Origin of the sequence: Escherichia sp. E2586 (assembly GCF_005781105.1) — a bacterium.
In the GTDB taxonomy this organism is placed as follows: domain Bacteria; phylum Pseudomonadota; class Gammaproteobacteria; order Enterobacterales; family Enterobacteriaceae; genus Escherichia.
Map to the genome: position 1 here is coordinate 84,712 of NZ_VATN01000015.1, position 25,906 is coordinate 110,617.

Here is a 25,906-nt window from a genome sequence, read left to right on the forward strand (position 1 = left end):
TACTGAAAAAATGGCACAGATAAACGTTACCGTACAAGTTGTGTTTTTTTTCTTCGTGTATTGACTGTAGCACTTGTCAAAGGCGTGCGTTTTGCGTAATATTCGCGCCCTATTGTGAATATTTATAGCGCACTCTGAATCATTGAAAAGGTGTGCGCGGAAGCGGAGTTTTATATGTACGCGGTTTTCCAAAGTGGTGGTAAACAACACCGAGTAAGCGAAGGTCAGACCGTTCGCCTGGAAAAGCTGGACATCGCAACTGGCGAAACTGTTGAGTTCGCTGAAGTGCTGATGATCGCAAACGGTGAAGAAGTCAAAATCGGCGTTCCTTTCGTTGATGGCGGCGTAATCAAAGCTGAAGTTGTTGCTCACGGTCGTGGCGAGAAAGTTAAAATCGTTAAGTTTCGCCGTCGTAAACACTATCGTAAGCAGCAGGGCCATCGTCAGTGGTTCACTGATGTGAAAATTACTGGCATCAGCGCCTAAGACCTGAGGAGAGATTTCAAATGGCACATAAAAAGGCTGGCGGCTCCACACGTAACGGTCGCGATTCAGAAGCTAAACGCCTGGGCGTTAAGCGTTTCGGTGGCGAATCCGTTCTGGCGGGTAGCATCATCGTTCGTCAACGTGGTACCAAATTCCACGCTGGCGCTAACGTAGGTTGCGGTCGTGACCACACTCTGTTTGCTAAAGCAGACGGTAAAGTGAAATTCGAAGTTAAAGGCCCGAAAAACCGTAAATTTATCAGCATCGAAGCTGAATAAGTTTTTCGCGTCCCGGTAACGGATGAAAGCCCCGCAACACGTTGCGGGGCTTTTTACATTCGATAACCGGTAAAATGCGCATGGTGCGGCGTTAATCCGCAAATGCGCTTTGCAGGGAATACGGTATGAAGCAGCAGGCAGGCATTGGTATTCTTTTGGCGCTCACTACCGCAATTTGCTGGGGTGCGTTGCCAATCGCAATGAAGCAGGTGCTGGAGGTGATGGAGCCTCCGACAATCGTGTTTTACCGTTTCTTGATGGCGAGTATTGGTCTTGGTGCCATTCTTGCACTGAAGAAGAGGTTGCCGCCATTACGCGTGTTTCGTAAGCCACGCTGGTTGATTTTGTTGGCAGTGGCGACCGCTGGGCTGTTTGGGAACTTCATCCTGTTCAGTTCATCCTTGCAATACCTGAGCCCGACCGCTTCGCAGGTGATTGGGCAACTCTCGCCGGTTGGCATGATGGTTGCCAGCGTATTTATCCTGAAAGAGAAAATGCGCAGCACTCAGGTTGTAGGGGCATTGATGCTCCTGAGCGGCCTGGTCATGTTTTTTAATACCAGTCTGGTCGAGATATTTACAAAGCTCACCGATTATACCTGGGGAGTTATCTTTGGGGTCGGTGCGGCGACGGTCTGGGTGAGTTATGGCGTGGCGCAAAAGGTTTTATTGCGTCGGCTGGCCTCACCGCAGATTCTGTTTTTACTGTACACTTTATGTACAATTGCGCTCTTCCCTCTGGCAAAGCCAGGGGTGATAGCGCAGCTTAGCCACTGGCAGCTCGCATGTTTAATTTTTTGCGGACTGAATACCTTGGTAGGATATGGCGCCCTGGCGGAAGCGATGGCTCGCTGGCAGGCAGCGCAGGTGAGTGCGATCATCACGCTCACCCCACTGTTTACGCTGTTTTTTTCAGATCTTTTATAACTGGCCTGGCCCGATTTCTTCGCCAGACCGATGTTAAACCTTTTAGGTTATCTCGGTGCGTTTGTCGTGGTTGCGGGCGCGATGTATTCCGCCATTGGTCATCGTATTTGGGGCGGATTACGTAAGCATACAACGGTGGTATCGCAACCCCGCGCAGGCGAATGATTTACGGAGAATAAAATGAAGTTTGTTGATGAAGCATCGATTCTGGTCGTTGCAGGTGATGGCGGTAATGGTTGCGTGAGCTTCCGCCGCGAAAAATATATTCCGAAAGGCGGCCCGGATGGCGGCGACGGCGGTGACGGTGGTGACGTATGGATGGAAGCCGACGAGAACCTGAACACGCTTATCGATTATCGTTTTGAAAAATCTTTCCGTGCAGAGCGCGGTCAGAACGGCGCAAGCCGCGATTGTACCGGTAAGCGCGGTAAAGACGTGACGATTAAAGTGCCGGTAGGTACGCGTGTAATCGACCAGGGTACCGGTGAAACCATGGGCGATATGACCAAACACGGTCAGCGTCTGCTGGTTGCCAAGGGCGGCTGGCACGGTCTGGGCAATACCCGTTTCAAATCGTCCGTTAACCGTACACCACGGCAGAAAACCAACGGTACGCCGGGCGATAAGCGCGAGCTGCTGCTGGAGCTGATGCTGCTGGCTGATGTCGGTATGCTGGGGATGCCAAATGCCGGTAAATCGACATTTATCCGCGCTGTCTCGGCGGCTAAACCGAAAGTAGCGGACTATCCGTTTACTACGCTCGTACCAAGCCTGGGCGTGGTACGTATGGACAACGAGAAGAGCTTCGTTGTTGCTGATATCCCGGGGTTGATTGAAGGCGCTGCGGAAGGCGCAGGTCTGGGTATTCGCTTCCTGAAGCACCTGGAACGTTGCCGCGTCCTGTTGCACCTCATCGATATCGATCCGATTGACGGCACCGATCCAGTTGAAAACGCGCGTATTATTATCAGCGAGCTGGAAAAATACAGCCAGGATCTGGCGGCGAAACCACGCTGGTTAGTCTTCAACAAGATCGACCTGCTGGATAAAGCAGAAGCTGAAGAGAAAGCGAAAGCGATCGCTGAGGCGCTGGGCTGGGAAGATAAATATTATCTGATCTCTGCGGCGAGCGGACTGGGCGTGAAAGATCTCTGCTGGGATGTGATGACCTTTATCATTGAAAACCCGGTCGTGCAGGCAGAAGAAGCGAAACAGCCTGAGAAAGTCGAATTCATGTGGGATGATTATCATCGTCAGCAGCTTGAAGAGATTGCTGAAGAGGATGATGAAGACTGGGATGACGACTGGGACGAAGACGACGAAGAAGGCGTTGAGTTCATTTACAAGCGTTAATCACTGATGACCAATGCCAAATAAGCCTGATGCGCTACACTTATCAGGCCTACAAGATGATTGCAATATATTGAATTTGAAAGATTTTGTAGGGCGGATAAGGCGTTCACGGCGCATCCGGCATAAACAAAGCGCACTTTGTCAATAATCTGAAACCCCGGCCATGTGCCGGGGTTTCTTTTTGACTAATTGTTCTGGTAAATATCTTTATACAAACGGCTTTCAAAACGTACCAACGGAATACGGCGATTACGCTGATCTGCGGGTTCTACTGCATAACCAGAAAGATATTGTACGAACGCCATTCGTTGCCCACTTGCTGTGGTGATGAATCCTGCCAGGTTATACACGCCCTGCAACGAACCTGTTTTCGCTGAAACTTTACCATCTACGCCCGCTTGATGCAGACCTGCACGGTACTGCAACGAACCATCGTAGCCTGCTAAAGGTAGCATTGAGATAAAGTTAAGCTCATTGTCGTGTTGGGCAATGTATTGCAGCACCTGCATCATGGTGGCTGGTGCAATCAGGTTATGCCGTGAAAGCCCCGAACCATCTGCAATAATCGTGTTGCCAATATCCACACCCGCCTGCTTACGCAGGATCTGACGCACGGCGTCCGACCCGGCACGCCATGTCCCCGGGACATTAAAGCGCGCATGACCAATCATGCGAAAGACGGTATCGGCGATCATGTTGTCGGACTTTTTCAGCATAATCTTAAGCAGATCGTGCAAAGGGGCCGACTGTTTACTGGCAACCACCGTTCCTGGGTCGTTAACCTGCGTTTGTCGCAGTAGCGTGCCGGAATAGGTAATGCCTGCCTGTTTTAACTCATCTTTCAGAATCGCTCCGGCGTAGCTGGCGCCATCCTGTACGGCAAAAGCCAACGGTAGCGACTCTGAACGTTGTGGTAGGCATCCGGTTAACGTAAAGCGGTTAAGGTCGCCTGGCACCACATCCAGCTCGCAATATTGCGCTTCGGCTGAACCTCGGGGGAGAGTGCGTACCTGGCTGAACATAGTCACAGGGTAATAAGAGGCCACGCGAACAAAGGCCATATCACCGGGTTTTTGGGCACTGTAGAGCGAGACGGAAAAGCAATTGCGGTCAACAATGGCGGCGGCAGGCGGGGCGCTAAAGCATTGTGTCATATCGTTCCAGGGCCAGCCGGGGGCTTTATCGTGACTGGCAAAAATGGACGTGTCTATGAACACATTGCCATCGATTTGGGAGACGCCTGATTTTTTCAGGGTCGCCACCATATTACGAATATCCTGACGTTTTAGCGTCGGATCGGCACCAAATCGCGCCACTAAGTCACCCTTGAGTACGCCGTTCTCCACATTGCCTTTGGTTTCAAGTGTAGTGGTGAAACGAAAATCGGGGCCAAGTTGAATCAACGCCGCCAGCGCAGTGATCACCTTCTGCGTACTGGCGGGCAGCGCCATTTGCTGACTATGGTAATCAATAGCGGGGGCAGACGCGCCGACTTTTTGCACCATCAGGGCAAGGTTGGCGCCAGCGGGGAGTTGAGTAATGTACTCATCAACATTCGCGGCCTGAACACTGAACGCTATACAGCTGGTCAATCCGATGATAAATCTGGAAAATCGCATAATCTCGCGCTAACAACCTGGAATCGAGTCGTCATACTACGGCGCAACGCCCTATAAAGTAAACGATGACCCTTCGGGAACTTCAGGGTAAAATGACTATCAAAATGTGAATTATTGCTGGCCTGGGACCTGTTCCCGGGTCGGTATTTTTTTGCTTCTGGCCCCGACGAGGAGTTGTGCCGGGCATGCCGAACAGCCGGGGCGAGTGGAGACTCTCCCCATCAGGAATATTCAAGAGGTATAACAAATGCAAGCTATTCCGATGACCTTACGCGGCGCTGAAAAATTACGCGAAGAGCTGGATTTTCTGAAATCTGTGCGCCGTCCTGAAATCATTGCTGCTATCGCGGAAGCGCGTGAGCATGGCGACCTGAAAGAAAACGCCGAATACCACGCTGCGCGTGAGCAGCAGGGTTTTTGCGAAGGCCGTATCAAAGATATCGAAGCCAAGCTGTCGAACGCGCAGGTAATTGATGTCACCAAAATGCCAAACAATGGTCGCGTGATTTTTGGCGCTACCGTGACGGTTTTGAATCTGGATTCTGATGAAGAACAGACCTATCGCATCGTAGGCGATGACGAAGCTGACTTTAAACAGAACCTGATTTCTGTAAACTCGCCTATCGCTCGTGGACTGATTGGCAAAGAAGAAGATGATGTAGTGGTCATCAAAACGCCGGGCGGCGATGTAGAATTTGAAGTAATTAAGGTGGAATACCTGTAAGAATTACCCAATACTCAAAATGTTGATGTATTGTAAAGAAAGGAAAAAGGCCGCTATGCGGCCTTTTATCAACGAACAGAGCGTGGCATTTTGCTCTCCTGCTTGCGGAAAATCCCTCGTTTTACACAGCAAATGTGTGTAACTTTAGGATAATCTTAGCGTGGCAGCGAGATTTTACGTTCTTTAGTTGGACGATAAAGCACCAGCGTTTTACCGATGACCTGTACATTACAGGCGCCGGTTTCGCGCACGATAGCTTCCACGATCAAGGTTTTAGTTTCGCGATCTTCAGTGGCGATTTTCACCTTGATGAGTTCATGGTGCTCTAACGCTTGTTCAATCTCGGCCAGCACCCCTTCGGTCAAACCATTACTGCCAAGCAGAACAACTGGCTTGAGCGGATGTGCCAGACCTTTCAGGTGCTGTTTTTGTTTAGTACTCAGATTCATCGTATTTTTTTGCTTACGTTGGGATTGAAAACGGGTCATTCTACCGCCATCTCCCATATATCGCCAAATAGGCGCGTAAAAATTTACGCAATTGGTTACGATGAGTTATCCCAATGGGAAAGTTAAATGACAGGTAAGAAGCGTTCTGCCAGCTCCAGTCGCTGGCTTCAGGAACACTTTAGCGATAAATATGTTCAACAGGCACAGAAAAAGGGGTTACGTTCCCGTGCCTGGTTTAAACTTGATGAAATACAGCAAAGTGACAAACTCTTTAAACCGGGAATGACGGTTGTCGACCTTGGTGCTGCGCCAGGTGGTTGGTCACAATATGTGGTCACCCAAATTGGCGGCAAAGGCCGTATCATCGCTTGCGATCTTTTACCTATGGATCCTATCGTTGGTGTGGACTTTCTTCAGGGCGATTTTCGTGATGAACTGGTGATGAAAGCACTGCTGGAGCGCGTAGGCGACAGCAAAGTCCAGGTTGTCATGTCCGATATGGCACCAAACATGAGCGGAACACCGGCGGTGGATATCCCCCGTGCCATGTATCTGGTGGAACTGGCGCTAGAAATGTGTCGTGATGTATTAGCGCCAGGTGGCAGTTTTGTAGTGAAGGTGTTCCAGGGCGAAGGTTTCGATGAGTATCTAAGGGAAATTCGCTCCCTGTTTACGAAGGTCAAAGTTCGTAAGCCGGACTCTTCTCGTGCACGTTCGCGGGAAGTGTATATTGTAGCGACCGGGCGTAAACCCTAACCGGGAGATTTCAGACGAAAGTTTGAAAGATGCTGGATATAGAGTATCCTGACGCTGTTTTTAACACAGTTGTAATAAGAGGTTAATCCCTTGAGTGACATGGCGAAAAACCTAATACTCTGGCTGGTCATTGCCGTTGTGCTGATGTCAGTATTCCAGAGCTTTGGGCCCAGCGAGTCTAATGGACGTAAGGTGGATTACTCTACCTTCCTACAAGAGGTCAATAACGACCAGGTTCGTGAAGCGCGTATCAACGGACGTGAAATCAACGTTACCAAGAAAGATAGTAACCGTTATACCACTTACATTCCGGTTCAGGATCCGAAGTTACTGGATAACCTGCTGACCAAGAACGTCAAGGTTGTCGGTGAACCGCCTGAAGAGCCAAGCCTGCTGGCTTCTATCTTCATCTCCTGGTTCCCGATGCTGTTGCTGATTGGTGTCTGGATCTTCTTCATGCGTCAAATGCAGGGCGGCGGTGGTAAAGGTGCCATGTCGTTCGGTAAGAGCAAAGCGCGCATGCTGACGGAAGATCAGATCAAAACGACCTTTGCTGACGTTGCGGGCTGCGACGAAGCAAAAGAAGAAGTTGCTGAACTGGTTGAGTATCTGCGCGAGCCAAGCCGCTTCCAGAAACTCGGCGGTAAGATCCCGAAAGGCGTCCTGATGGTCGGTCCTCCGGGTACCGGTAAAACGCTGCTGGCAAAAGCGATTGCAGGCGAAGCGAAAGTTCCGTTCTTTACTATCTCCGGTTCTGACTTCGTAGAAATGTTCGTCGGTGTGGGTGCATCCCGTGTTCGTGACATGTTCGAACAGGCGAAGAAAGCGGCACCGTGTATCATCTTTATCGATGAAATCGACGCCGTCGGCCGCCAACGTGGCGCAGGTCTGGGCGGTGGTCACGATGAACGTGAACAGACTCTGAACCAGATGCTGGTTGAGATGGATGGCTTCGAAGGTAACGAAGGTATCATCGTTATCGCCGCGACTAACCGTCCGGACGTTCTGGACCCGGCGCTGCTGCGTCCTGGCCGTTTCGACCGTCAGGTTGTGGTTGGCTTGCCAGATGTTCGCGGTCGTGAACAGATCCTGAAAGTTCACATGCGTCGCGTACCATTGGCACCAGATATTGACGCGGCAATCATTGCCCGTGGTACTCCTGGTTTCTCCGGTGCAGACCTGGCGAACCTGGTGAATGAAGCGGCACTGTTCGCTGCTCGTGGCAACAAACGCGTTGTGTCGATGGTTGAGTTCGAAAAAGCGAAAGACAAAATCATGATGGGTGCGGAACGTCGCTCCATGGTGATGACGGAAGCGCAGAAAGAATCGACTGCATACCACGAAGCAGGCCATGCGATTATCGGTCGCCTTGTGCCGGAACACGATCCGGTGCACAAAGTGACGATTATCCCGCGCGGACGTGCGTTGGGTGTGACTTTCTTCTTGCCTGAGGGCGACGCAATCAGCGCCAGCCGTCAGAAATTGGAAAGCCAGATTTCTACGCTGTACGGTGGCCGTCTGGCAGAAGAGATCATCTACGGGCCGGAACATGTTTCTACCGGTGCGTCCAACGATATTAAAGTTGCGACCAACCTGGCACGTAACATGGTGACTCAGTGGGGCTTCTCCGAAAAACTTGGTCCGCTACTGTACGCGGAAGAAGAGGGTGAAGTGTTCCTCGGTCGTAGCGTGGCGAAAGCGAAACATATGTCCGATGAAACTGCGCGTATCATCGACCAGGAAGTGAAGTTACTGATTGAGCGTAACTACAATCGTGCGCGTCAGTTGTTGAACGACAACCTGGATATTCTGCATGCAATGAAAGATGCGCTCATGAAATATGAAACCATCGATGCACCGCAGATTGATGACCTGATGGCACGTCGCGATGTACGCCCGCCAGCGGGCTGGGAAGAACCAGGCGCTTCTAACAATTCTGGCGACAATGGTAGTCCAAAGGCTCCTCGTCCGGTTGATGAACCGCGTACGCCGAACCCGGGTAACACCATGTCAGAGCAGTTAGGCGACAAGTAAGTTCCCGCATCAGATGACTGTATTTGTACCGAAAACCCCGGGGCGTGCTCCGGGGTTTTTTCTTATCAATTCATACCAGGGATAACACCATGAAACTCTTTGCCCAGGGCTCTTCACTGGACCTTAGCCATCCTCACGTAATGGGGATCCTCAACGTCACGCCTGATTCTTTCTCCGATGGCGGCACGCATAATTCGCTGATTGATGCGGTGAAACATGCGAATCTGATGATCAATGCTGGCGCAACGATCATTGACGTTGGCGGCGAGTCCACACGTCCAGGGGCTGCGGAAGTGAGCGTTGAAGAAGAGTTGCAGCGTGTTATTCCAGTCGTTGAGGCAATTGCGCAACGATTTGAAGTTTGGATCTCGGTAGATACATCCAAACCGGAAGTGATCCGTGAGTCAGCGAAAGCAGGCGCTCACATCATTAATGATATCCGCTCCCTTTCCGAACCCGGCGCCCTGGAAGCTGCCGCTGAAACTGGTTTGCCAGTTTGCCTGATGCATATGCAGGGAAACCCAAAGACCATGCAGGAAGCACCAAAGTATGACGATGTCTTTGCCGAGGTAAATCGCTACTTTGTTGAGCAAATAGCACGCTGCGAACAGGCTGGTATCGCAAAAGAGAAATTGTTGCTCGACCCCGGATTCGGTTTCGGTAAAAATCTCCATCACAACTATGCATTACTGGCGCGTCTGGCTGAATTTCATCATTTCAACCTGCCGCTGTTGGTGGGTATGTCACGAAAATCGATGATTGGACAGCTGTTGAACGTGGGGCCGTCCGAGCGCCTGAGCGGTAGTCTGGCCTGTGCGGTCATTGCCGCAATGCAAGGCGCGCACATTATTCGTGTTCATGACGTCAAAGAAACCGTAGAAGCGATGCGAGTGGTGGAAGCCACTCTGTCTGCAAAGGAAAACAAACGCTATGAGTAATCGTAAATATTTCGGTACCGATGGGATTCGTGGTCGTGTTGGGGATGCGCCGATCACGCCTGATTTTGTGCTTAAGCTGGGGTGGGCTGCGGGTAAAGTGCTGGCACGTCATGGTTCCCGCAAGATTATTATCGGTAAAGACACCCGTATTTCTGGCTATATGCTGGAGTCGGCGCTGGAGGCGGGTCTGGCGGCTGCCGGTCTTTCCGCACTCTTCACTGGCCCGATGCCAACACCGGCCGTGGCTTATCTGACGCGTACCTTCCGCGCCGAAGCTGGGATTGTAATTTCTGCATCACATAACCCATTCTATGATAACGGGATCAAATTCTTTTCTATTGACGGCACCAAGCTGCCGGATGCAGTTGAAGAAGCCATTGAAGCTGAAATGGAAAAAGAGATTAGCTGCGTTGATTCGGCAGAACTGGGTAAAGCCAGCCGTATCGTTGACGCAGCGGGGCGCTATATCGAATTTTGTAAAGCCACGTTCCCGAATGAACTTAGTTTGAGCGAACTGAAAATTGTGGTGGATTGCGCCAACGGCGCGACTTATCACATTGCGCCGAACGTGCTGCGCGAGCTGGGAGCGAATGTTATCGCTATCGGTTGTGAGCCGAACGGCGTAAACATCAATGCCGAAGTGGGCGCAACTGATGTTCGTGCGTTACAGGCGCGCGTACTGGCTGAAAAAGCAGATCTCGGTATCGCCTTTGACGGTGACGGCGACCGCGTGATTATGGTTGACCATGAAGGCAATAAAGTCGATGGCGATCAGATCATGTATATCATCGCGCGTGAAGGTCTTCGTCAGGGCCAGCTGCGTGGTGGCGCGGTGGGTACATTGATGAGCAACATGGGGCTGGAACTGGCGCTGAAACAGTTAGGTATTCCATTTGCTCGTGCGAAAGTGGGCGACCGCTACGTACTGGAAAAAATGCAGGAGAAAGGCTGGCGCATCGGTGCCGAGAACTCCGGTCATGTGATCCTGCTGGATAAAACCACCACCGGTGATGGCATTGTTGCAGGTTTGCAGGTGCTGGCGGCGATGGCGCGTAACCATATGAGTCTGCACGACCTTTGCAGTGGTATGAAAATGTTCCCGCAGATTCTGGTTAACGTGCGTTACACCGCAGGTAGCGGCGATCCGCTGGAGCATGAATCAGTCAAAGCTGTGACCGCAGAAGTTGAAGCGGCGCTGGGTAGCCGTGGACGTGTGCTGTTGCGTAAATCCGGCACCGAACCGTTAATTCGCGTGATGGTAGAAGGTGAAGACGAAGCGCAGGTAACCGAATTTGCGCATCGCATCGCTGACGCGGTAAAAGCCGTTTAATTCGATAGCTAACTGGCTAAAAAGACGGCGATTGTCGCCTTTGTTCTTCTTAAGTACATCGGTTTTGCTGTTTTTTTCCGCAGTTGATACAATGCAATAAAATTGCCCTTGCGAAGGTCATTCGCTTTGGTTAGTATTCACACCCGCTTCAGTGGGAAAGATTAAAAACTCCCGCTTTATTGGTTGAAGCATTGGTACGCGGCAACTCCGCAAGGAACAGGTTGATTATGTACGAAGCTCTTTTAGTAGTTTTCCTTATTGTAGCAATTGGCCTTGTAGGTCTGATCATGCTGCAGCAAGGTAAAGGCGCTGATATGGGAGCCTCCTTCGGAGCAGGCGCTTCCGCTACGCTGTTTGGTTCAAGTGGTTCTGGTAACTTCATGACCCGCATGACGGCGCTGCTGGCAACGTTATTCTTCATCATCAGTCTGGTGCTGGGTAACATCAACAGCAACAAAACCAATAAAGGTAGCGAATGGGAAAACCTGAGTGCGCCGGCGAAAACCGAACAAACTCAGCCAGCTGCTCCGGCTAAGCCGACCAGCGATATCCCGAACTAAAAAGTAGTATCCGTGCCGAGGTGGTGGAATTGGTAGACACGCTACCTTGAGGTGGTAGTGCCCAATAGGGCTTACGGGTTCAAGTCCCGTCCTCGGTACCAAATTCCAGAAAAGAGACGCTGAAAAGCGTCTTTTTTCGTTTTAATGACCCGTCCTGAATGTCATCAACTTGACCAATTTCCGTAGTCTTTCGAACGTCAAACAAATCGGCGCAATAGTTCGTTCAGCTTCAGTTTTGCATGCGACAAGCGATATTAATCAACTCATGACATTGGCCAGCTTTGCTGGAACAGACATCTAAATCGTTATGCGCGATCACATTATATTGGTCGTAAAAAAGGCCGCATTGGCGGCCTTTAGCATGAAAGCTCTGAGATTACTTAACTTTATTTTCCAGATTCTCCACCTGCGGCACGCCCGAAGAGGCGGAGGAGGAGAGCAGTCCAGTTTTGGCATAACCGAACAGCTTCTCGCGGGTATCGGTAATATCCAGGTTACGCATGGTCAGTTGACCAATACGATCTTCAGCCGTAAACATAGAGTCGCCTTTCTCCATGGTCAAACGCTCTGCTTTATAGGTCAGGTTGTCAGAGACGGTATTGAGGATCGAGTAGTCGTTCCCGCGACGCAGTTCCAGCGTCACTTCACCTGTTATCTGGCTGGCAACCCAGCGTTGCAGAGAGTCACGCAGCATCAGCGCCTGGGAGTCAAACCAACGCCCCTGGTACAGCAGACGGCCCAATTGACGACCATGTGCATGATACTGCTCAATGGTGTCTTCGTTGTGAATACCGGTCAGCAGACGTTCATACGCAATGTGCAGCAGTGCCATCCCCGGAGCTTCGTAAATACCCCGGCTTTTCGCTTCGATGATACGGTTTTCAATCTGGTCGCTCATGCCCAGCCCGTGACGACCGCCGATGCGGTTAGCTTCCAGCATCATTTCTACGTCGTCGCTAAAGGTTTTACCGTTCAGCGCCACTGGATGACCTTGCTCAAAGCGTACTGTGACTTCTTCTGCCGGGATCTTCACGCTCTCATCCCAGAACTTCACGCCCATAATCGGGTTGACGATTTTGACGCTGGAGTTGAGGTATTCCAGATCCTTCGCTTCATGCGTTGCACCAAGCATGTTGGAGTCCGTGGAGTAGGCTTTTTCGACAGACATTTTGTAGTCGAAACCGCAGGCAATCATAAATTCAGACATTTCATGACGGCCGCCCAGTTCATCAATAAAGTCAGTATCAAGCCACGGTTTGTAAATCTGCAGTTCAGCATTGGTCAGCAGACCGTAACGATAGAAACGTTCGATATCGTTTCCTTTATAGGTGCTGCCGTCACCCCAGATATTCACGCCATCTTCTTTCATGGCAGCAACCAGCATGGTGCCGGTCACGGCGCGGCCCAGCGGCGTCGTGTTGAAATAGGTCAGGCCGCCAGTAGTGTTATGGAAAGCGCCACACTGAATAGCGGCAATACCTTCGGCGACCAACTGTTTGCGGCAGTCGATCAGACGTGCGTTCTCCGCGCCGTATTCCATGGCACGACGAGGGATCGCATCGTAATCCTCTTCGTCTGGCTGGCCCAGGTTTGCAGTATATGCATAAGGAACCGCTCCCTTTTTTCGCATCCACAGCAGTGCGGCACTGGTGTCCAGACCGCCAGAAAAAGCGATGCCAATACGTTGACCTACCGGGAGATGCTTGAGAATCGTCGTCATAAAATAACACCCTGCTTAATTAACTGATGATGAGCCTGGATTTTCGCTCTAACTGAATTTTTATGCAAAATAAATGAGTTTTCATTTAATCATCTTTTATCCGAGACAGGAAGAGTTTAGTGTGTTTTTTGTAAAATAATGCGCTTAAGGGAGAGCAGGAGAAGACAAAAGTATTCAACAAATGAAAGTGAACTGGATATTCATTCATGTGATTAGCAATAAATGTTGACAAAATGTGGCATGGATCACTATAATGCCTGCAGATTTTACGTCCCGTCTCGGTACACCAAATCCCAGCAGTATTTGCATTTTTTACCCAAAACGAGTAGAATTTGCCACGTTTCAGGCGCGGGGTGGAGCAGCCTGGTAGCTCGTCGGGCTCATAACCCGAAGGTCGTCGGTTCAAATCCGGCCCCCGCAACCACTTTCCCTTAGAGTTCTTTTTCAAATATACTGTGAAGACTTTGGCCTTCGTAGTGGGATTTGAAAAAATCCTTCTGGAAAGTGCTCCAGACCGCAGTTGCGGTTATAGGGTTCAGTTATATAAAGCCCCGATTTATCGGGGTTTTTTGTTATCTGACTACAGAATAACTGGGCTTTAGGCCCTTTTTTTATGTCTTGGGGGTGGGCTTGTCCACATTAGAGCAAAAATTAACAGAGATGATTACTGCGCCAGTTGAGGCCCTGGGTTTTGAGCTGGTTGGCATCGAGTTTATTCGCAGTCGCACATCCACACTGCGCATCTATATTGATAGTGAAGATGGCATCAATGTTGATGATTGTGCTGATGTGAGCCACCAGGTAAGTGCTGTGCTGGATGTTGAAGATCCCATCACCGTTGCTTATAACCTGGAAGTCTCCTCACCGGGTCTCGATCGCCCACTGTTCACGGCTGAACACTACGCCCGTTTTGTCGGAGAAGAGGTGACTCTGGTTCTCCGTATGGCGGTACAAAACCGTCGTAAATGGCAGGGCGTTATCAAAGCGGTAGACGGTGAAATGATCACAGTTACCGTCGAAGGTAAAGATGAAGTGTTCGCGCTGAGTAATATCCAGAAGGCGAACCTGGTTCCCCACTTTTAATAGTCTGGATGAGGTGAAAAGCCCGCGATGAACAAAGAAATTTTGGCTGTAGTTGAAGCCGTATCCAATGAAAAGGCGCTACCTCGCGAGAAGATTTTCGAAGCATTGGAAAGCGCGCTGGCGACAGCAACAAAGAAAAAATATGAACAAGAGATCGACGTCCGCGTACAGATCGATCGCAAAAGCGGTGATTTTGACACCTTCCGTCGCTGGTTAGTTGTTGATGAAGTCACCCAGCCGACCAAGGAAATCACCCTTGAAGCCGCACGTTATGAAGATGAAAGCCTGAACCTGGGCGATTACGTTGAAGATCAGATTGAGTCTGTTACCTTTGACCGTATCACCACCCAGACGGCAAAACAGGTTATCGTGCAGAAAGTGCGTGAAGCCGAACGTGCGATGGTGGTTGATCAGTTCCGTGAACACGAAGGTGAAATCATCACCGGCGTGGTGAAAAAAGTAAACCGCGACAACATCTCTCTGGATCTGGGCAACAACGCTGAAGCCGTGATCCTGCGCGAAGATATGCTTCCGCGTGAAAACTTCCGCCCTGGCGACCGCGTTCGTGGCGTGCTTTATTCCGTTCGCCCGGAAGCGCGTGGCGCGCAACTGTTCGTTACCCGTTCCAAGCCGGAAATGCTGATCGAACTGTTCCGCATTGAAGTGCCAGAAATCGGCGAAGAAGTGATTGAAATTAAAGCAGCGGCTCGCGACCCGGGTTCTCGTGCGAAAATCGCGGTGAAAACCAACGATAAACGTATCGATCCGGTAGGTGCTTGCGTAGGTATGCGTGGCGCGCGTGTTCAGGCGGTTTCTACTGAACTGGGCGGCGAGCGTATCGATATCGTCCTGTGGGATGATAACCCGGCGCAGTTCGTGATTAATGCGATGGCACCGGCAGACGTTGCTTCTATCGTGGTGGATGAAGATAAACACACCATGGATATCGCCGTTGAAGCCGGTAACCTGGCGCAGGCGATTGGCCGTAACGGTCAGAACGTGCGTCTGGCTTCGCAGCTCAGCGGTTGGGAACTCAACGTGATGACCGTTGACGACCTGCAGGCTAAGCATCAGGCGGAAGCGCATGCAGCGATTGACACCTTCACCCGTTATCTCGACATTGACGAAGACTTCGCGACTGTCCTGGTAGAAGAAGGTTTCTCAACGCTGGAAGAACTGGCCTATGTGCCGATGAAAGAGCTGTTGGAAATCGAAGGCCTTGATGAGCCGACCGTTGAAGCACTGCGTGAGCGTGCTAAAAATGCACTGGCCACCATTGCACAGGCCCAGGAAGAAAGCCTCGGTGATAACAAGCCGGCTGACGATCTGCTGAACCTTGAAGGGATAGATCGTGATTTGGCATTCAAACTGGCCGCCCGTGGCGTTTGTACGCTGGAAGATCTCGCCGAACAGGGCATTGATGATCTGGCTGATATCGAAGGGTTGACCGACGAAAAAGCCGGAGCACTGATTATGGCTGCCCGTAATATTTGCTGGTTCGGTGACGAAGCGTAATAAACTGTAGCAGGAAGGAACAGCATGACAGATGTAACGATTAAAACGCTGGCCGCAGAGCGACAGACCTCCGTGGAACGCCTGGTACAGCAATTTGCTGATGCAGGTATCCGGAAGTCTGCTGACGACTCTGTGTCCGCACAAGAGAAACAGGCTTTAATTGACCACCTGAACCAGAAAAATTCAGGTCCGGACAAATTAACGCTGCAGCGTAAAACACGCAGCACCCTTAACATTCCTGGTACCGGTGGAAAAAGCAAATCGGTACAAATCGAAGTCCGCAAGAAACGCACCTTTGTGAAACGTGACCCGCAAGAGGCCGAGCGCCTTGCGGCGGAAGAGCAAGCGCAGCGTGAAGCGGAAGAGCAAGCCCGTCGTGAGGCAGAAGAATCGGCCAAACGCGAGGCGCAACAAAAAGCTGAACGTGAGGCCGCAGAACAAGCTAAACGTGAAGCCGCTGAACAAGCGAAACGTGAAGCTGCGGAAAAAGACAAAGTGAGCAATCAACAAGACGATATGACTAAAACCGCCCAGGCTGAAAAAGCCCGCCGTGAGCAGGAAGCTGCAGAGCTCAAGCGTAAAGCTGAAGAAGAAGCGCGTCGTAAACTCGAAGAAGAAGCACGTCGCGTTGCTGAAGAAGCACGTCGTATGGCGGAAGAAAATAAATGGACTGATAACGCGGAACCAACTGAAGATTCCAGCGATTATCACGTTACTACCTCTCAACATGCCCGTCAGGCAGAAGACGAAAGCGATCGTGAAGTCGAAGGCGGCCGTGGCCGTGGTCGTAACGCGAAAGCAGCGCGTCCGAAGAAAGGCAACAAACACGCTGAATCAAAAGCTGATCGCGAAGAAGCGCGTGCAGCGGTACGTGGCGGTAAAGGCGGAAAACGTAAAGGTTCTTCGCTGCAGCAGGGCTTCCAGAAGCCTGCTCAGGCCGTTAACCGTGACGTTGTGATCGGCGAAACCATCACCGTTGGCGAACTGGCTAACAAGATGGCGGTTAAAGGCTCTCAGGTCATCAAAGCGATGATGAAACTGGGCGCAATGGCAACCATCAACCAGGTTATCGATCAGGAAACCGCACAGCTGGTTGCTGAAGAGATGGGCCACAAAGTTATCCTGCGTCGTGAAAACGAGCTGGAAGAGGCGGTAATGAGCGACCGTGACACGGGTGCTGCGGCTGAACCGCGCGCGCCGGTTGTGACCATCATGGGTCACGTTGACCACGGTAAAACCTCTCTGCTGGACTACATTCGTTCAACGAAAGTGGCCTCTGGCGAAGCGGGCGGCATTACCCAGCACATTGGTGCATACCACGTTGAAACTGAAAACGGCATGATCACCTTCCTGGACACCCCGGGGCACGCCGCGTTTACTTCAATGCGTGCACGTGGTGCGCAGGCAACGGACATCGTAGTCCTGGTTGTTGCTGCAGACGACGGCGTAATGCCGCAGACCATCGAAGCTATCCAGCACGCGAAAGCGGCGGGTGTTCCGGTAGTGGTTGCTGTGAACAAAATCGATAAACCAGAAGCCGATCCGGATCGCGTTAAGAACGAACTCTCTCAGTACGGCATCCTGCCAGAAGAGTGGGGCGGCGAAAGCCAGTTCGTACACGTATCTGCAAAAGCGGGTACCGGTATTGATGAACTGCTGGATGCTATCCTGCTGCAGGCTGAAGTCCTGGAACTGAAAGCCGTACGTAACGGGATGGCGAGCGGTGCGGTTATCGAATCCTTCCTCGATAAAGGTCGTGGTCCGGTTGCTACTGTACTGGTACGCGAAGGTACTCTGCATAAGGGCGATATCGTTCTGTGTGGCTTCGAATACGGGCGTGTTCGTGCGATGCGTAACGAACTGGGTCAGGAAGTGCTGGAAGCGGGTCCGTCCATTCCGGTGGAAATCCTCGGCTTGTCCGGTGTTCCGGCTGCGGGTGATGAAGTTACCGTTGTACGTGACGAGAAGAAAGCACGTGAAGTTGCACTGTACCGTCAGGGCAAATTCCGCGAAGTTAAACTGGCTCGTCAGCAGAAATCTAAACTCGAGAACATGTTCGCCAACATGACCGAAGGCGAAGTTCACGAAGTGAATATCGTCCTGAAGGCAGACGTACAGGGTTCTGTGGAAGCGATCTCCGACTCCTTGCTGAAACTGTCTACTGACGAAGTTAAAGTGAAGATCATCGGTTCTGGTGTAGGTGGTATCACCGAAACCGACGCCACCCTGGCTGCGGCGTCCAACGCCATCCTGGTTGGCTTTAACGTTCGTGCTGATGCCTCTGCACGTAAAGTGATTGAAGCGGAAAGCCTGGATCTGCGTTACTACTCCGTCATCTATAACCTGATCGACGAAGTGAAAGCGGCGATGAGCGGTATGCTGTCTCCTGAACTGAAACAGCAGATTATCGGTCTGGCGGAAGTTCGTGACGTGTTCAAATCGCCGAAATTTGGTGCCATCGCAGGCTGTATGGTTACCGAAGGTGTGGTTAAACGTCACAACCCGATCCGCGTTCTGCGCGACAACGTTGTTATCTACGAAGGCGAGCTGGAGTCCCTGCGCCGCTTCAAAGATGACGTTAACGAAGTCCGTAACGGTATGGAATGTGGTATCGGCGTTAAGAACTACAACGACGTCCGCACTGGCGATGTGATCGAAGTATTCGAAATCATCGAGATCCAACGTACCATCGCTTAAGGTTTTTAGGGTTCCATGCGGGATAAGGCGTTTACGCCGCATCCGGCATGGATTGCCTGATGCGACGCTGGCGCGTCTTATCAGGCCTATGTGAACAGCCCTTCCACCTGAAATTAATTTTAAAAAGGGGCTAACAGCCCCTTTTTTGTCAGGAGAATTTATTATGGCGAAAGAATTTGGTCGCCCGCAGCGCGTAGCGCAGGAAATGCAAAAAGAGATCGCTCTCATCCTGCAGCGTGAAATTAAAGATCCTCGTCTGGGCATGATGACCACCGTTTCCGGTGTCGAAATGTCTCGTGACCTGGCGTATGCCAAAGTATATGTGACGTTCCTCAACGACAAAGATGAAGACGCGGTTAAAGCGGGCATCAAAGCGTTGCAGGAAGCTTCTGGTTTCATCCGCAGCCTGCTGGGTAAAGCGATGCGTCTGCGTATCGTGCCGGAACTGACCTTCTTCTACGACAACTCACTGGTTGAAGGGATGCGTATGTCAAATCTGGTGACCAGCGTGGTCAAACATGACGAAGAACGTCGTGTTAACCCGGACGACAGCAAGGAGGACTAATGAGTCGTCCTCGTCGTCGCGGTCGCGACATTAACGGCGTTTTGTTGCTGGATAAACCGCAGGGGATGTCCAGCAACGATGCGCTGCAAAAAGTGAAACGTATATATAACGCCAACCGTGCCGGACACACCGGTGCGCTGGACCCGCTGGCAACTGGCATGTTGCCGATTTGCCTCGGGGAAGCGACGAAGTTTTCCCAGTATCTGCTGGACTCCGACAAACGCTATCGGGTGATTGCGCGTCTTGGACAGCGTACCGATACTTCCGACGCCGATGGACAAATCGTTGAAGAACGTCCGGTAACCTTTAGTGCAGAGCAGCTGGCGGCGGCGCTGGATACTTTCCGCGGCGATATCGAACAGATCCCTTCGATGTATTCCGCACTGAAATATCAGGGCAAAAAACTGTACGAATACGCGCGTCAGGGCATTGAAGTTCCACGTGAAGCGCGCCCGATTACCGTTTATGAATTGCTGTTTATTCGCCATGAAGGCAATGAGCTGGAGCTGGAAATTCACTGCTCAAAAGGCACTTATATCCGCACTATCATTGACGACCTGGGGGAAAAACTCGGCTGTGGCGCGCATGTTATTTACCTGCGCCGTCTGGCGGTAAGTAAATATCCGGTTGAACGGATGGTGACCCTGGAGCACCTGCGTGAACTTGTTGAGCAAGCTGAACAGCAGAATATTCCGGCTGCGGAGTTACTTGATCCATTACTGATGCCAATGGACAGTCCAGCTTCGGACTATCCGGTGGTGAATCTTCCGTTAACGTCTTCTGTTTACTTCAAAAATGGTAACCCGGTTCGTACATCTGGTGCGCCGCTGGAAGGACCGGTTCGTGTTACAGAAGGTGAGAATGGCAAGTTTATCGGTATGGGTGAAATTGACGATGAAGGCCGCGTAGCGCCTCGTCGCCTGGTGGTTGAATATCCGGCGTAATGTTAACCGTCTTGCGATAACAGGTCGCTACGAGTAGAATACTGCCGCTTAACGTCGCGTAAAATGTTTAACACTTTGCGTAACGTACACTGGGATCGCTGAATTAGAGATCGGCGTCCTTTCATTCTATATACTTTGGAGTTTTAAAATGTCTCTAAGTACTGAAGCAACAGCTAAAATCGTTTCTGAGTTTGGTCGTGGTGAAAACGACACCGGTTCTACTGAAGTTCAGGTAGCACTGCTGACTGCACAGATCAACCACCTGCAGGGCCACTTTGCAGAGCACAAAAAAGATCACCACAGCCGTCGTGGTCTGCTGCGCATGGTTTCTCAGCGTCGTAAACTGCTCGACTACCTGAAACGTAAAGACGTAGCACGTTACACCCAGCTCATCGAGCGCCTGGGTCTGCGTCGCTAATTCTTGCGAGTTTCAGAAAAGGGGCCTGAGTGGCCCCTTTTTTCAAACTGACGGCAGCAATTCACTGGAAACTAATGTATTGTTGCTATGAATGATCTTCCGTTGCAGAGGTTCGCGCGGCTAATGAGAGGCTTTACCCACATTTGGCTGGGTTAGGGTTGTCATTAGTCGCGAGGATGCGCAGAAGATCGGGTATTAACACCAGTACCGTAAGGTGCTGTCTAAGAAAGAAAAGGGTATTACATTGCTTAATCCGATCGTTCGTAAATTCCAGTACGGCCAACACACCGTGACTCTGGAAACCGGCATGATGGCGCGTCAAGCCACTGCCGCTGTTATGGTTAGCATGGATGACACCGCGGTATTTGTTACCGTTGTCGGCCAGAAAAAAGCCAAACCAGGTCAGGACTTCTTCCCACTGACCGTTAACTATCAGGAGCGTACCTACGCTGCTGGTCGTATCCCGGGTAGCTTCTTCCGTCGTGAAGGCCGCCCAAGCGAAGGCGAAACCCTGATCGCGCGTCTGATTGACCGCCCGATTCGCCCGCTGTTCCCGGAAGGCTTCGTCAACGAAGTTCAGGTTATCGCCACCGTGGTTTCTGTTAACCCGCAGGTTAACCCGGATATCGTCGCGATGATTGGTGCTTCCGCAGCACTGTCTCTGTCTGGTATTCCGTTCAATGGTCCGATTGGTGCTGCCCGCGTAGGTTACATCAATGACCAGTACGTACTGAACCCGACTCAGGACGAGCTGAAAGAGAGCAAACTGGACCTGGTTGTTGCCGGTACGGAAGCTGCTGTGCTGATGGTTGAATCTGAAGCTGAACTGCTGAGCGAAGACCAGATGCTGGGCGCAGTAGTGTTCGGTCATGAACAACAGCAGGTTGTTATTCAGAACATCAATGAACTGGTGAAAGAAGCCGGTAAACCGCGTTGGGACTGGCAGCCGGAGCCGGTAAACGAAGCGCTGAACGCGCGCGTTGCTGCACTGGCTGAAGCTCGTCTGAGCGATGCTTACCGCATCACCGACAAACAAGAGCGTTATGCGCAGGTTGACGTCATCAAATCTGAAACCATCGCGACGCTGCTTGCTGAAGATGAAACTCTGGACGAAAACGAACTAGGTGAAATTCTGCACGCTATCGAGAAAAATGTTGTTCGTAGCCGCGTACTGGCAGGCGAACCGCGTATCGACGGTCGTGAAAAAGATATGATCCGTGGTCTGGATGTGCGTACTGGCGTGCTGCCGCGTACTCACGGTTCTGCGCTGTTCACCCGTGGTGAAACGCAGGCGCTGGTTACCGCAACGCTGGGTACTGCACGTGACGCGCAAGTTCTTGATGAACTGATGGGCGAACGTACTGACACCTTCCTGTTCCACTACAACTTCCCTCCGTACTCCGTAGGTGAAACCGGCATGGTCGGTTCTCCGAAGCGTCGTGAAATTGGTCACGGTCGTCTGGCGAAGCGCGGCGTGCTGGCAGTAATGCCGGATATGGACAAATTCCCGTACACCGTACGTGTTGTGTCTGAAATCACCGAATCCAACGGTTCCTCTTCTATGGCTTCCGTGTGCGGCGCGTCTCTGGCGCTGATGGACGCAGGTGTGCCGATCAAAGCTGCCGTTGCGGGTATCGCGATGGGTCTGGTGAAAGAAGGCGACAACTACGTTGTACTGTCTGACATTTTGGGTGACGAAGATCACCTGGGCGATATGGACTTCAAAGTTGCGGGTTCCCGCGACGGTATCTCTGCATTGCAGATGGATATCAAAATTGAAGGTATCACCAAAGAGATCATGCAGGTTGCGCTGAACCAGGCTAAAGGTGCGCGTCTGCACATCCTGGGTGTAATGGAACAGGCGATCAACGCGCCGCGTGGCGATATCTCTGAGTTCGCACCGCGTATCCATACCATCAAGATCAACCCGGACAAGATCAAAGATGTTATCGGTAAAGGCGGTTCTGTAATCCGTGCTCTGACCGAAGAAACCGGCACCACCATCGAAATTGAAGATGACGGTACTGTGAAGATCGCAGCGACCGACGGCGAGAAAGCGAAACACGCTATTCGTCGTATCGAAGAGATCACTGCAGAAATCGAAGTGGGCCGCGTCTACAATGGTAAAGTGACCCGTATCGTTGACTTTGGCGCATTTGTTGCCATCGGCGGCGGTAAAGAAGGTCTGGTACACATCTCTCAAATCGCTGACAAACGCGTTGAGAAAGTGACCGATTACCTGCAGATGGGTCAGGAAGTACCGGTGAAAGTTCTGGAAGTTGATCGCCAGGGCCGTATCCGTCTGAGCATTAAAGAAGCGACTGAGCAGTCTCAACCTGCTGCAGCACCGGAAGCTCCGGCTGCTGAACAGGGCGAGTAAGGTTGCCATTTGCCCTCCGCTGCGGCGGGGGGCTTTTAACCGGGCAGGACGCCTTGTTAGCAACCGGGAACAGGACGTTCATTCAACCGTGGTCTTCGGGAGTGGGAAATGAAGCCTTTTTTGCGCTGGTGTTTCGTTGCGACAGCACTTACGCTTGCAGGATGCAGTAATACTTCCTGGCGTAAAAGTGAAGTCCTCGCGGTACCATTGCAACCGACTTTACAGCAGGAAGTGATTCTGGCACGTATGGAACAAATCCTTGCCAGTCGGGCTTTAACCGATGACGAACGCGCACAGCTTTTATATGAGCGCGGAGTGTTGTATGATAGTCTCGGTCTGAGGGCATTAGCGCGTAACGATTTTTCGCAAGCGCTGGCAATCCGACCGGATATGCCTGAAGTATTCAATTACTTAGGCATATATTTAACGCAGGCAGGCAATTTTGATGCTGCCTATGAAGCGTTTGATTCTGTACTTGAGCTTGATCCAACTTACAACTACGCGCACTTGAATCGCGGGATCGCATTATATTACGGCGGTCGTGACAAGTTAGCGCAAGATGATCTGCTGGCGTTTTATCAAGACGATCCCAATGATCCTTTCCGTAGTCTGTGGCTTTATCTCGCCGAGCAGAAGCTCGATGAGAAGCAGGCTAAAGAAGTGTTGAAACAGCACTTCGAAAAATCGGACAAGGAACAGTGGGGATGGAACATTGTCGAGTTCTACCTGGGCAACATTAGCGAACAAACGTTAATGGAAAGGCTCAAGGCGGACGCAACGGATAACACCTCGCTCGCTGAGCATCTCAGTGAAACCAACTTCTATTTAGGTAAGTACTACCTAAGTCTGGGGGATTTGGACAGCGCCACGGCACTGTTCAAACTGGCGGTTGCCAACAACGTTCATAACTTTGTTGAGCACCGATACGCATTGTTGGAATTATCGCTCCTGGGCCAGGACCAAGATGACCTGGCAGAATCGGACCAGCAATAGCTGACGTACACATCAGCCCGTAATCTTATTTGATTGCCATCACCTTAACGGGTGAGGGCGTTGTTGTTCGTTAATACACCTACTTTGAGCCGGTTCACACTTTTCAATGAAAATTGCTGATCAATTTCATGATGAGTTATGTAGACTGGCCGCCATTAATTTTGAGGCACACGTACTACATGGCTGAATTCGAAACCACTTTTGCAGATCTGGGCCTGAAGGCTCCTATCCTTGAAGCCCTTAACGATCTGGGTTACGAAAAACCATCTCCAATTCAGGCAGAGTGTATTCCACATCTGCTGAATGGCCGCGACGTTCTGGGTATGGCCCAGACGGGGAGCGGAAAAACTGCAGCATTCTCTTTACCTCTGCTGCAGAATCTTGATCCTGAGCTGAAAGCACCACAGATTCTGGTGCTGGCACCGACCCGCGAACTGGCGGTACAGGTTGCTGAAGCAATGACGGATTTCTCTAAACACATGCGCGGCGTAAACGTGGTTGCCCTGTACGGCGGCCAGCGTTATGACGTGCAATTACGCGCCCTGCGTCAGGGGCCGCAGATCGTTGTCGGTACTCCGGGCCGTCTGCTGGACCACCTGAAACGTGGCACTCTGGACCTCTCTAAACTGAGCGGTCTGGTTCTGGATGAAGCTGACGAAATGCTGCGCATGGGCTTCATCGAAGACGTTGAAACCATTATGGCGCAGATCCCGGAAGGTCATCAGACCGCTCTGTTCTCTGCAACCATGCCGGAAGCGATTCGTCGCATTACCCGCCGCTTTATGAAAGAGCCGCAGGAAGTGCGCATTCAGTCCAGCGTAACGACCCGTCCTGACATCAGCCAGAGCTACTGGACTGTCTGGGGCATGCGTAAAAACGAAGCACTGGTACGTTTCCTGGAAGCGGAAGATTTTGATGCGGCGATTATCTTCGTTCGTACCAAAAACGCGACTCTGGAAGTGGCTGAAGCTCTTGAGCGTAACGGCTACAACAGCGCCGCGCTGAACGGTGACATGAACCAGGCGCTGCGTGAGCAGACACTGGAACGCCTGAAAGATGGTCGTCTGGACATCCTGATTGCGACCGACGTTGCGGCCCGTGGCCTGGACGTTGAGCGTATCAGCCTGGTGGTTAACTACGATATCCCGATGGATTCTGAGTCTTACGTTCACCGTATCGGTCGTACCGGTCGTGCGGGGCGTGCTGGCCGCGCGCTGCTGTTCGTTGAGAACCGCGAGCGTCGCCTGCTGCGCAACATTGAACGTACTATGAAGCTGACTATTCCGGAAGTAGAACTGCCGAACGCAGAACTGCTGGGCAAACGCCGTCTGGAAAAATTCGCCGCTAAAGTACAGCAGCAGCTGGAAAGCAGCGATCTGGATCAATACCGCGCACTGCTGAGCAAAATTCAGCCGACTGCAGAAGGTGAAGAGCTGGATCTCGAAACTCTGGCAGCCGCACTGCTGAAAATGGCACAGGGTGAACGTACTCTGATTGTTCCGCCAGATGCGCCGATGCGTCCGAAACGTGAATTCCGTGACCGTGATGATCGTGGTCCGCGCGATCGTAACGACCGTGGCCCGCGCGGCGACCGTGAAGATCGTCCGCGTCGTGAACGTCGTGACGTTGGCGATATGCAGCTGTACCGCATTGAAGTGGGCCGTGATGATGGTGTTGAAGTTCGTCATATCGTTGGCGCGATTGCTAACGAAGGCGACATCAGCAGCCGTTACATCGGTAACATCAAGCTGTTTGCTTCTCACTCCACCATCGAACTGCCGAAAGGTATGCCGGGTGAAGTGCTGCAACACTTTACGCGCACTCGCATTCTCAACAAGCCGATGAACATGCAGTTACTGGGCGATGCACAGCCGCATACTGGCGGTGAGCGTCGTGGCGGTGGTCGTGGTTTCAGTGGTGAGCGTCGTGAAGGTGGTCGTGAAGGCGGTCGTAACTTCAGCGGTGAACGCCGTGAAGGTGGTCGTGGTGATGGTCGTCGTTTTAGCGGCGAACGTCGTGAAGGCCGCGCACCGCGTCGTGATGACTCTACCGGTCGCCGTCGTTTCGGTGGTGATGCGTAATCATCGCTGAACAGCGAACATAATCTGTAAAATAATATATACAGCCCCGATTTTAAC

The 25,906-nt window shown here is 51.6% G+C and carries 22 protein-coding genes, 2 tRNA genes and 1 pseudogene; 22 read left to right on the forward strand and 3 right to left on the reverse strand.

Annotated elements, in window-relative coordinates; all coding sequences use genetic code 11:
• Positions 1-174: 174 nt before the first annotated feature.
• From rplU to cgtA, 4 genes and pseudogenes are all read left to right on the forward strand, one after another.
• Positions 175-486, forward strand: a complete 312-nt coding sequence (rplU, locus tag FEK50_RS15795) for a 50S ribosomal protein L21 (RefSeq protein WP_000271401.1) — start codon at positions 175-177, stop codon at positions 484-486.
• A 20-nt stretch (positions 487-506) separates the two neighbouring features.
• A complete protein-coding gene (gene rpmA / locus FEK50_RS15800) occupies positions 507-764 on the forward strand; it encodes a 50S ribosomal protein L27 (protein ID WP_000940595.1) in 258 nt (85 codons plus the stop codon).
• A 125-nt stretch (positions 765-889) separates the two neighbouring features.
• Positions 890-1,855, forward strand: a pseudogene (locus tag FEK50_RS15805) (DMT family transporter).
• 15 nt (positions 1,856-1,870) lie between these two features.
• Positions 1,871-3,043: an Obg family GTPase CgtA gene (gene cgtA / locus FEK50_RS15810; RefSeq protein WP_000673561.1), complete on the forward strand. Its 1,173-nt coding sequence runs from the start codon at positions 1,871-1,873 to the stop codon at positions 3,041-3,043.
• A gap of 185 nt (positions 3,044-3,228) precedes the next feature.
• On the opposite strand, the gene dacB is transcribed toward cgtA, so the two are convergent.
• The gene (dacB, locus tag FEK50_RS15815) at positions 3,229-4,662 is read right to left on the reverse strand and encodes a serine-type D-Ala-D-Ala carboxypeptidase (protein ID WP_131160909.1); all 1,434 of its coding nucleotides are present in this window, start codon (positions 4,660-4,662) and stop codon (positions 3,229-3,231) included.
• 247 nt (positions 4,663-4,909) lie between these two features.
• Between dacB and greA the strand changes: the two genes are divergently transcribed.
• Positions 4,910-5,386 (forward strand): transcription elongation factor GreA, encoded by a 477-nt coding sequence (gene greA, locus FEK50_RS15820; protein ID WP_064529530.1) that lies wholly within the window; start codon positions 4,910-4,912, stop codon positions 5,384-5,386.
• A 155-nt stretch (positions 5,387-5,541) separates the two neighbouring features.
• On the opposite strand, the gene yhbY is transcribed toward greA, so the two are convergent.
• A complete protein-coding gene (yhbY, locus tag FEK50_RS15825) occupies positions 5,542-5,835 on the reverse strand; it encodes a ribosome assembly RNA-binding protein YhbY (RefSeq protein ID WP_001054420.1) in 294 nt (97 codons plus the stop codon).
• A 126-nt stretch (positions 5,836-5,961) separates the two neighbouring features.
• Here yhbY and rlmE point away from each other — a divergent pair, with 126 nt between their 5' ends.
• From rlmE to FEK50_RS15855, 6 genes are all read left to right on the forward strand, one after another.
• Complete coding sequence (gene rlmE / locus FEK50_RS15830; RefSeq protein WP_000145975.1) at positions 5,962-6,591, forward strand: 23S rRNA (uridine(2552)-2'-O)-methyltransferase RlmE; 630 nt, start codon at positions 5,962-5,964, stop codon at positions 6,589-6,591.
• A gap of 99 nt (positions 6,592-6,690) precedes the next feature.
• Positions 6,691-8,625, forward strand: a complete 1,935-nt coding sequence (gene ftsH / locus FEK50_RS15835; protein WP_064529531.1) for an ATP-dependent zinc metalloprotease FtsH — start codon at positions 6,691-6,693, stop codon at positions 8,623-8,625.
• An 89-nt stretch (positions 8,626-8,714) separates the two neighbouring features.
• Positions 8,715-9,563: a dihydropteroate synthase gene (gene folP / locus FEK50_RS15840; RefSeq protein ID WP_131160910.1), complete on the forward strand. Its 849-nt coding sequence runs from the start codon at positions 8,715-8,717 to the stop codon at positions 9,561-9,563.
• Positions 9,556-10,893 carry a phosphoglucosamine mutase gene (gene glmM, locus FEK50_RS15845; protein WP_000071137.1) on the forward strand — a complete coding sequence of 446 codons (1,338 nt, stop codon included), beginning with the start codon at positions 9,556-9,558 and terminating at the stop codon, positions 10,891-10,893. Before folP ends, glmM begins: the two co-directional genes overlap by 8 nt.
• 227 nt (positions 10,894-11,120) lie before the next feature.
• A complete protein-coding gene (gene secG, locus FEK50_RS15850; protein WP_001295556.1) occupies positions 11,121-11,453 on the forward strand; it encodes a preprotein translocase subunit SecG in 333 nt (110 codons plus the stop codon).
• A 14-nt stretch (positions 11,454-11,467) separates the two neighbouring features.
• Positions 11,468-11,554, forward strand: a tRNA-Leu gene (locus FEK50_RS15855).
• A 275-nt stretch (positions 11,555-11,829) separates the two neighbouring features.
• On the opposite strand, the gene argG is transcribed toward FEK50_RS15855, so the two are convergent.
• A complete protein-coding gene (argG, locus tag FEK50_RS15860) occupies positions 11,830-13,173 on the reverse strand; it encodes an argininosuccinate synthase (protein ID WP_130204596.1) in 1,344 nt (447 codons plus the stop codon).
• A gap of 347 nt (positions 13,174-13,520) precedes the next feature.
• Between argG and FEK50_RS15865 the strand changes: the two genes are divergently transcribed.
• The 11 genes from FEK50_RS15865 (at position 13,521) to deaD (ending at position 25,849) form a co-directional block, all read left to right on the forward strand.
• Positions 13,521-13,597, forward strand: a tRNA-Met gene (locus FEK50_RS15865).
• A 206-nt stretch (positions 13,598-13,803) separates the two neighbouring features.
• Positions 13,804-14,256 carry a ribosome maturation factor RimP gene (gene rimP / locus FEK50_RS15870; protein ID WP_094316768.1) on the forward strand — a complete coding sequence of 151 codons (453 nt, stop codon included), beginning with the start codon at positions 13,804-13,806 and terminating at the stop codon, positions 14,254-14,256.
• A gap of 27 nt (positions 14,257-14,283) precedes the next feature.
• Positions 14,284-15,771: a transcription termination factor NusA gene (nusA, locus tag FEK50_RS15875; protein ID WP_130204598.1), complete on the forward strand. Its 1,488-nt coding sequence runs from the start codon at positions 14,284-14,286 to the stop codon at positions 15,769-15,771.
• Positions 15,772-15,795: 24 nt separating this feature from the next.
• Positions 15,796-18,468, forward strand: a complete 2,673-nt coding sequence (infB, locus tag FEK50_RS15880) for a translation initiation factor IF-2 (RefSeq protein WP_130204600.1) — start codon at positions 15,796-15,798, stop codon at positions 18,466-18,468.
• A gap of 163 nt (positions 18,469-18,631) precedes the next feature.
• On the forward strand, positions 18,632-19,033 hold the full coding sequence (gene rbfA, locus FEK50_RS15885; RefSeq protein WP_001040205.1) for a 30S ribosome-binding factor RbfA: 402 nt from the start codon (positions 18,632-18,634) through the stop codon (positions 19,031-19,033).
• The gene (truB, locus tag FEK50_RS15890; RefSeq protein ID WP_131160911.1) at positions 19,033-19,977 is read left to right on the forward strand and encodes a tRNA pseudouridine(55) synthase TruB; all 945 of its coding nucleotides are present in this window, start codon (positions 19,033-19,035) and stop codon (positions 19,975-19,977) included. Before rbfA ends, truB begins: the two co-directional genes overlap by 1 nt.
• A 148-nt stretch (positions 19,978-20,125) precedes the next feature.
• The gene (rpsO, locus tag FEK50_RS15895) at positions 20,126-20,395 is read left to right on the forward strand and encodes a 30S ribosomal protein S15 (RefSeq protein ID WP_000059470.1); all 270 of its coding nucleotides are present in this window, start codon (positions 20,126-20,128) and stop codon (positions 20,393-20,395) included.
• A 244-nt stretch (positions 20,396-20,639) separates the two neighbouring features.
• Positions 20,640-22,775, forward strand: a complete 2,136-nt coding sequence (gene pnp / locus FEK50_RS15900; protein ID WP_001298330.1) for a polyribonucleotide nucleotidyltransferase — start codon at positions 20,640-20,642, stop codon at positions 22,773-22,775.
• Between the two features lie 108 nt (positions 22,776-22,883).
• Positions 22,884-23,768: a lipoprotein NlpI gene (gene nlpI, locus FEK50_RS15905; protein ID WP_000802080.1), complete on the forward strand. Its 885-nt coding sequence runs from the start codon at positions 22,884-22,886 to the stop codon at positions 23,766-23,768.
• Positions 23,769-23,874: 106 nt separating this feature from the next.
• Positions 23,875-23,955: a protein YrbN gene (gene yrbN / locus FEK50_RS15910; protein ID WP_010723222.1), complete on the forward strand. Its 81-nt coding sequence runs from the start codon at positions 23,875-23,877 to the stop codon at positions 23,953-23,955.
• Positions 23,948-25,849, forward strand: a complete 1,902-nt coding sequence (gene deaD, locus FEK50_RS15915; RefSeq protein WP_130204606.1) for an ATP-dependent RNA helicase DeaD — start codon at positions 23,948-23,950, stop codon at positions 25,847-25,849. Before yrbN ends, deaD begins: the two co-directional genes overlap by 8 nt.
• Positions 25,850-25,906: the final 57 nt, after the last annotated feature.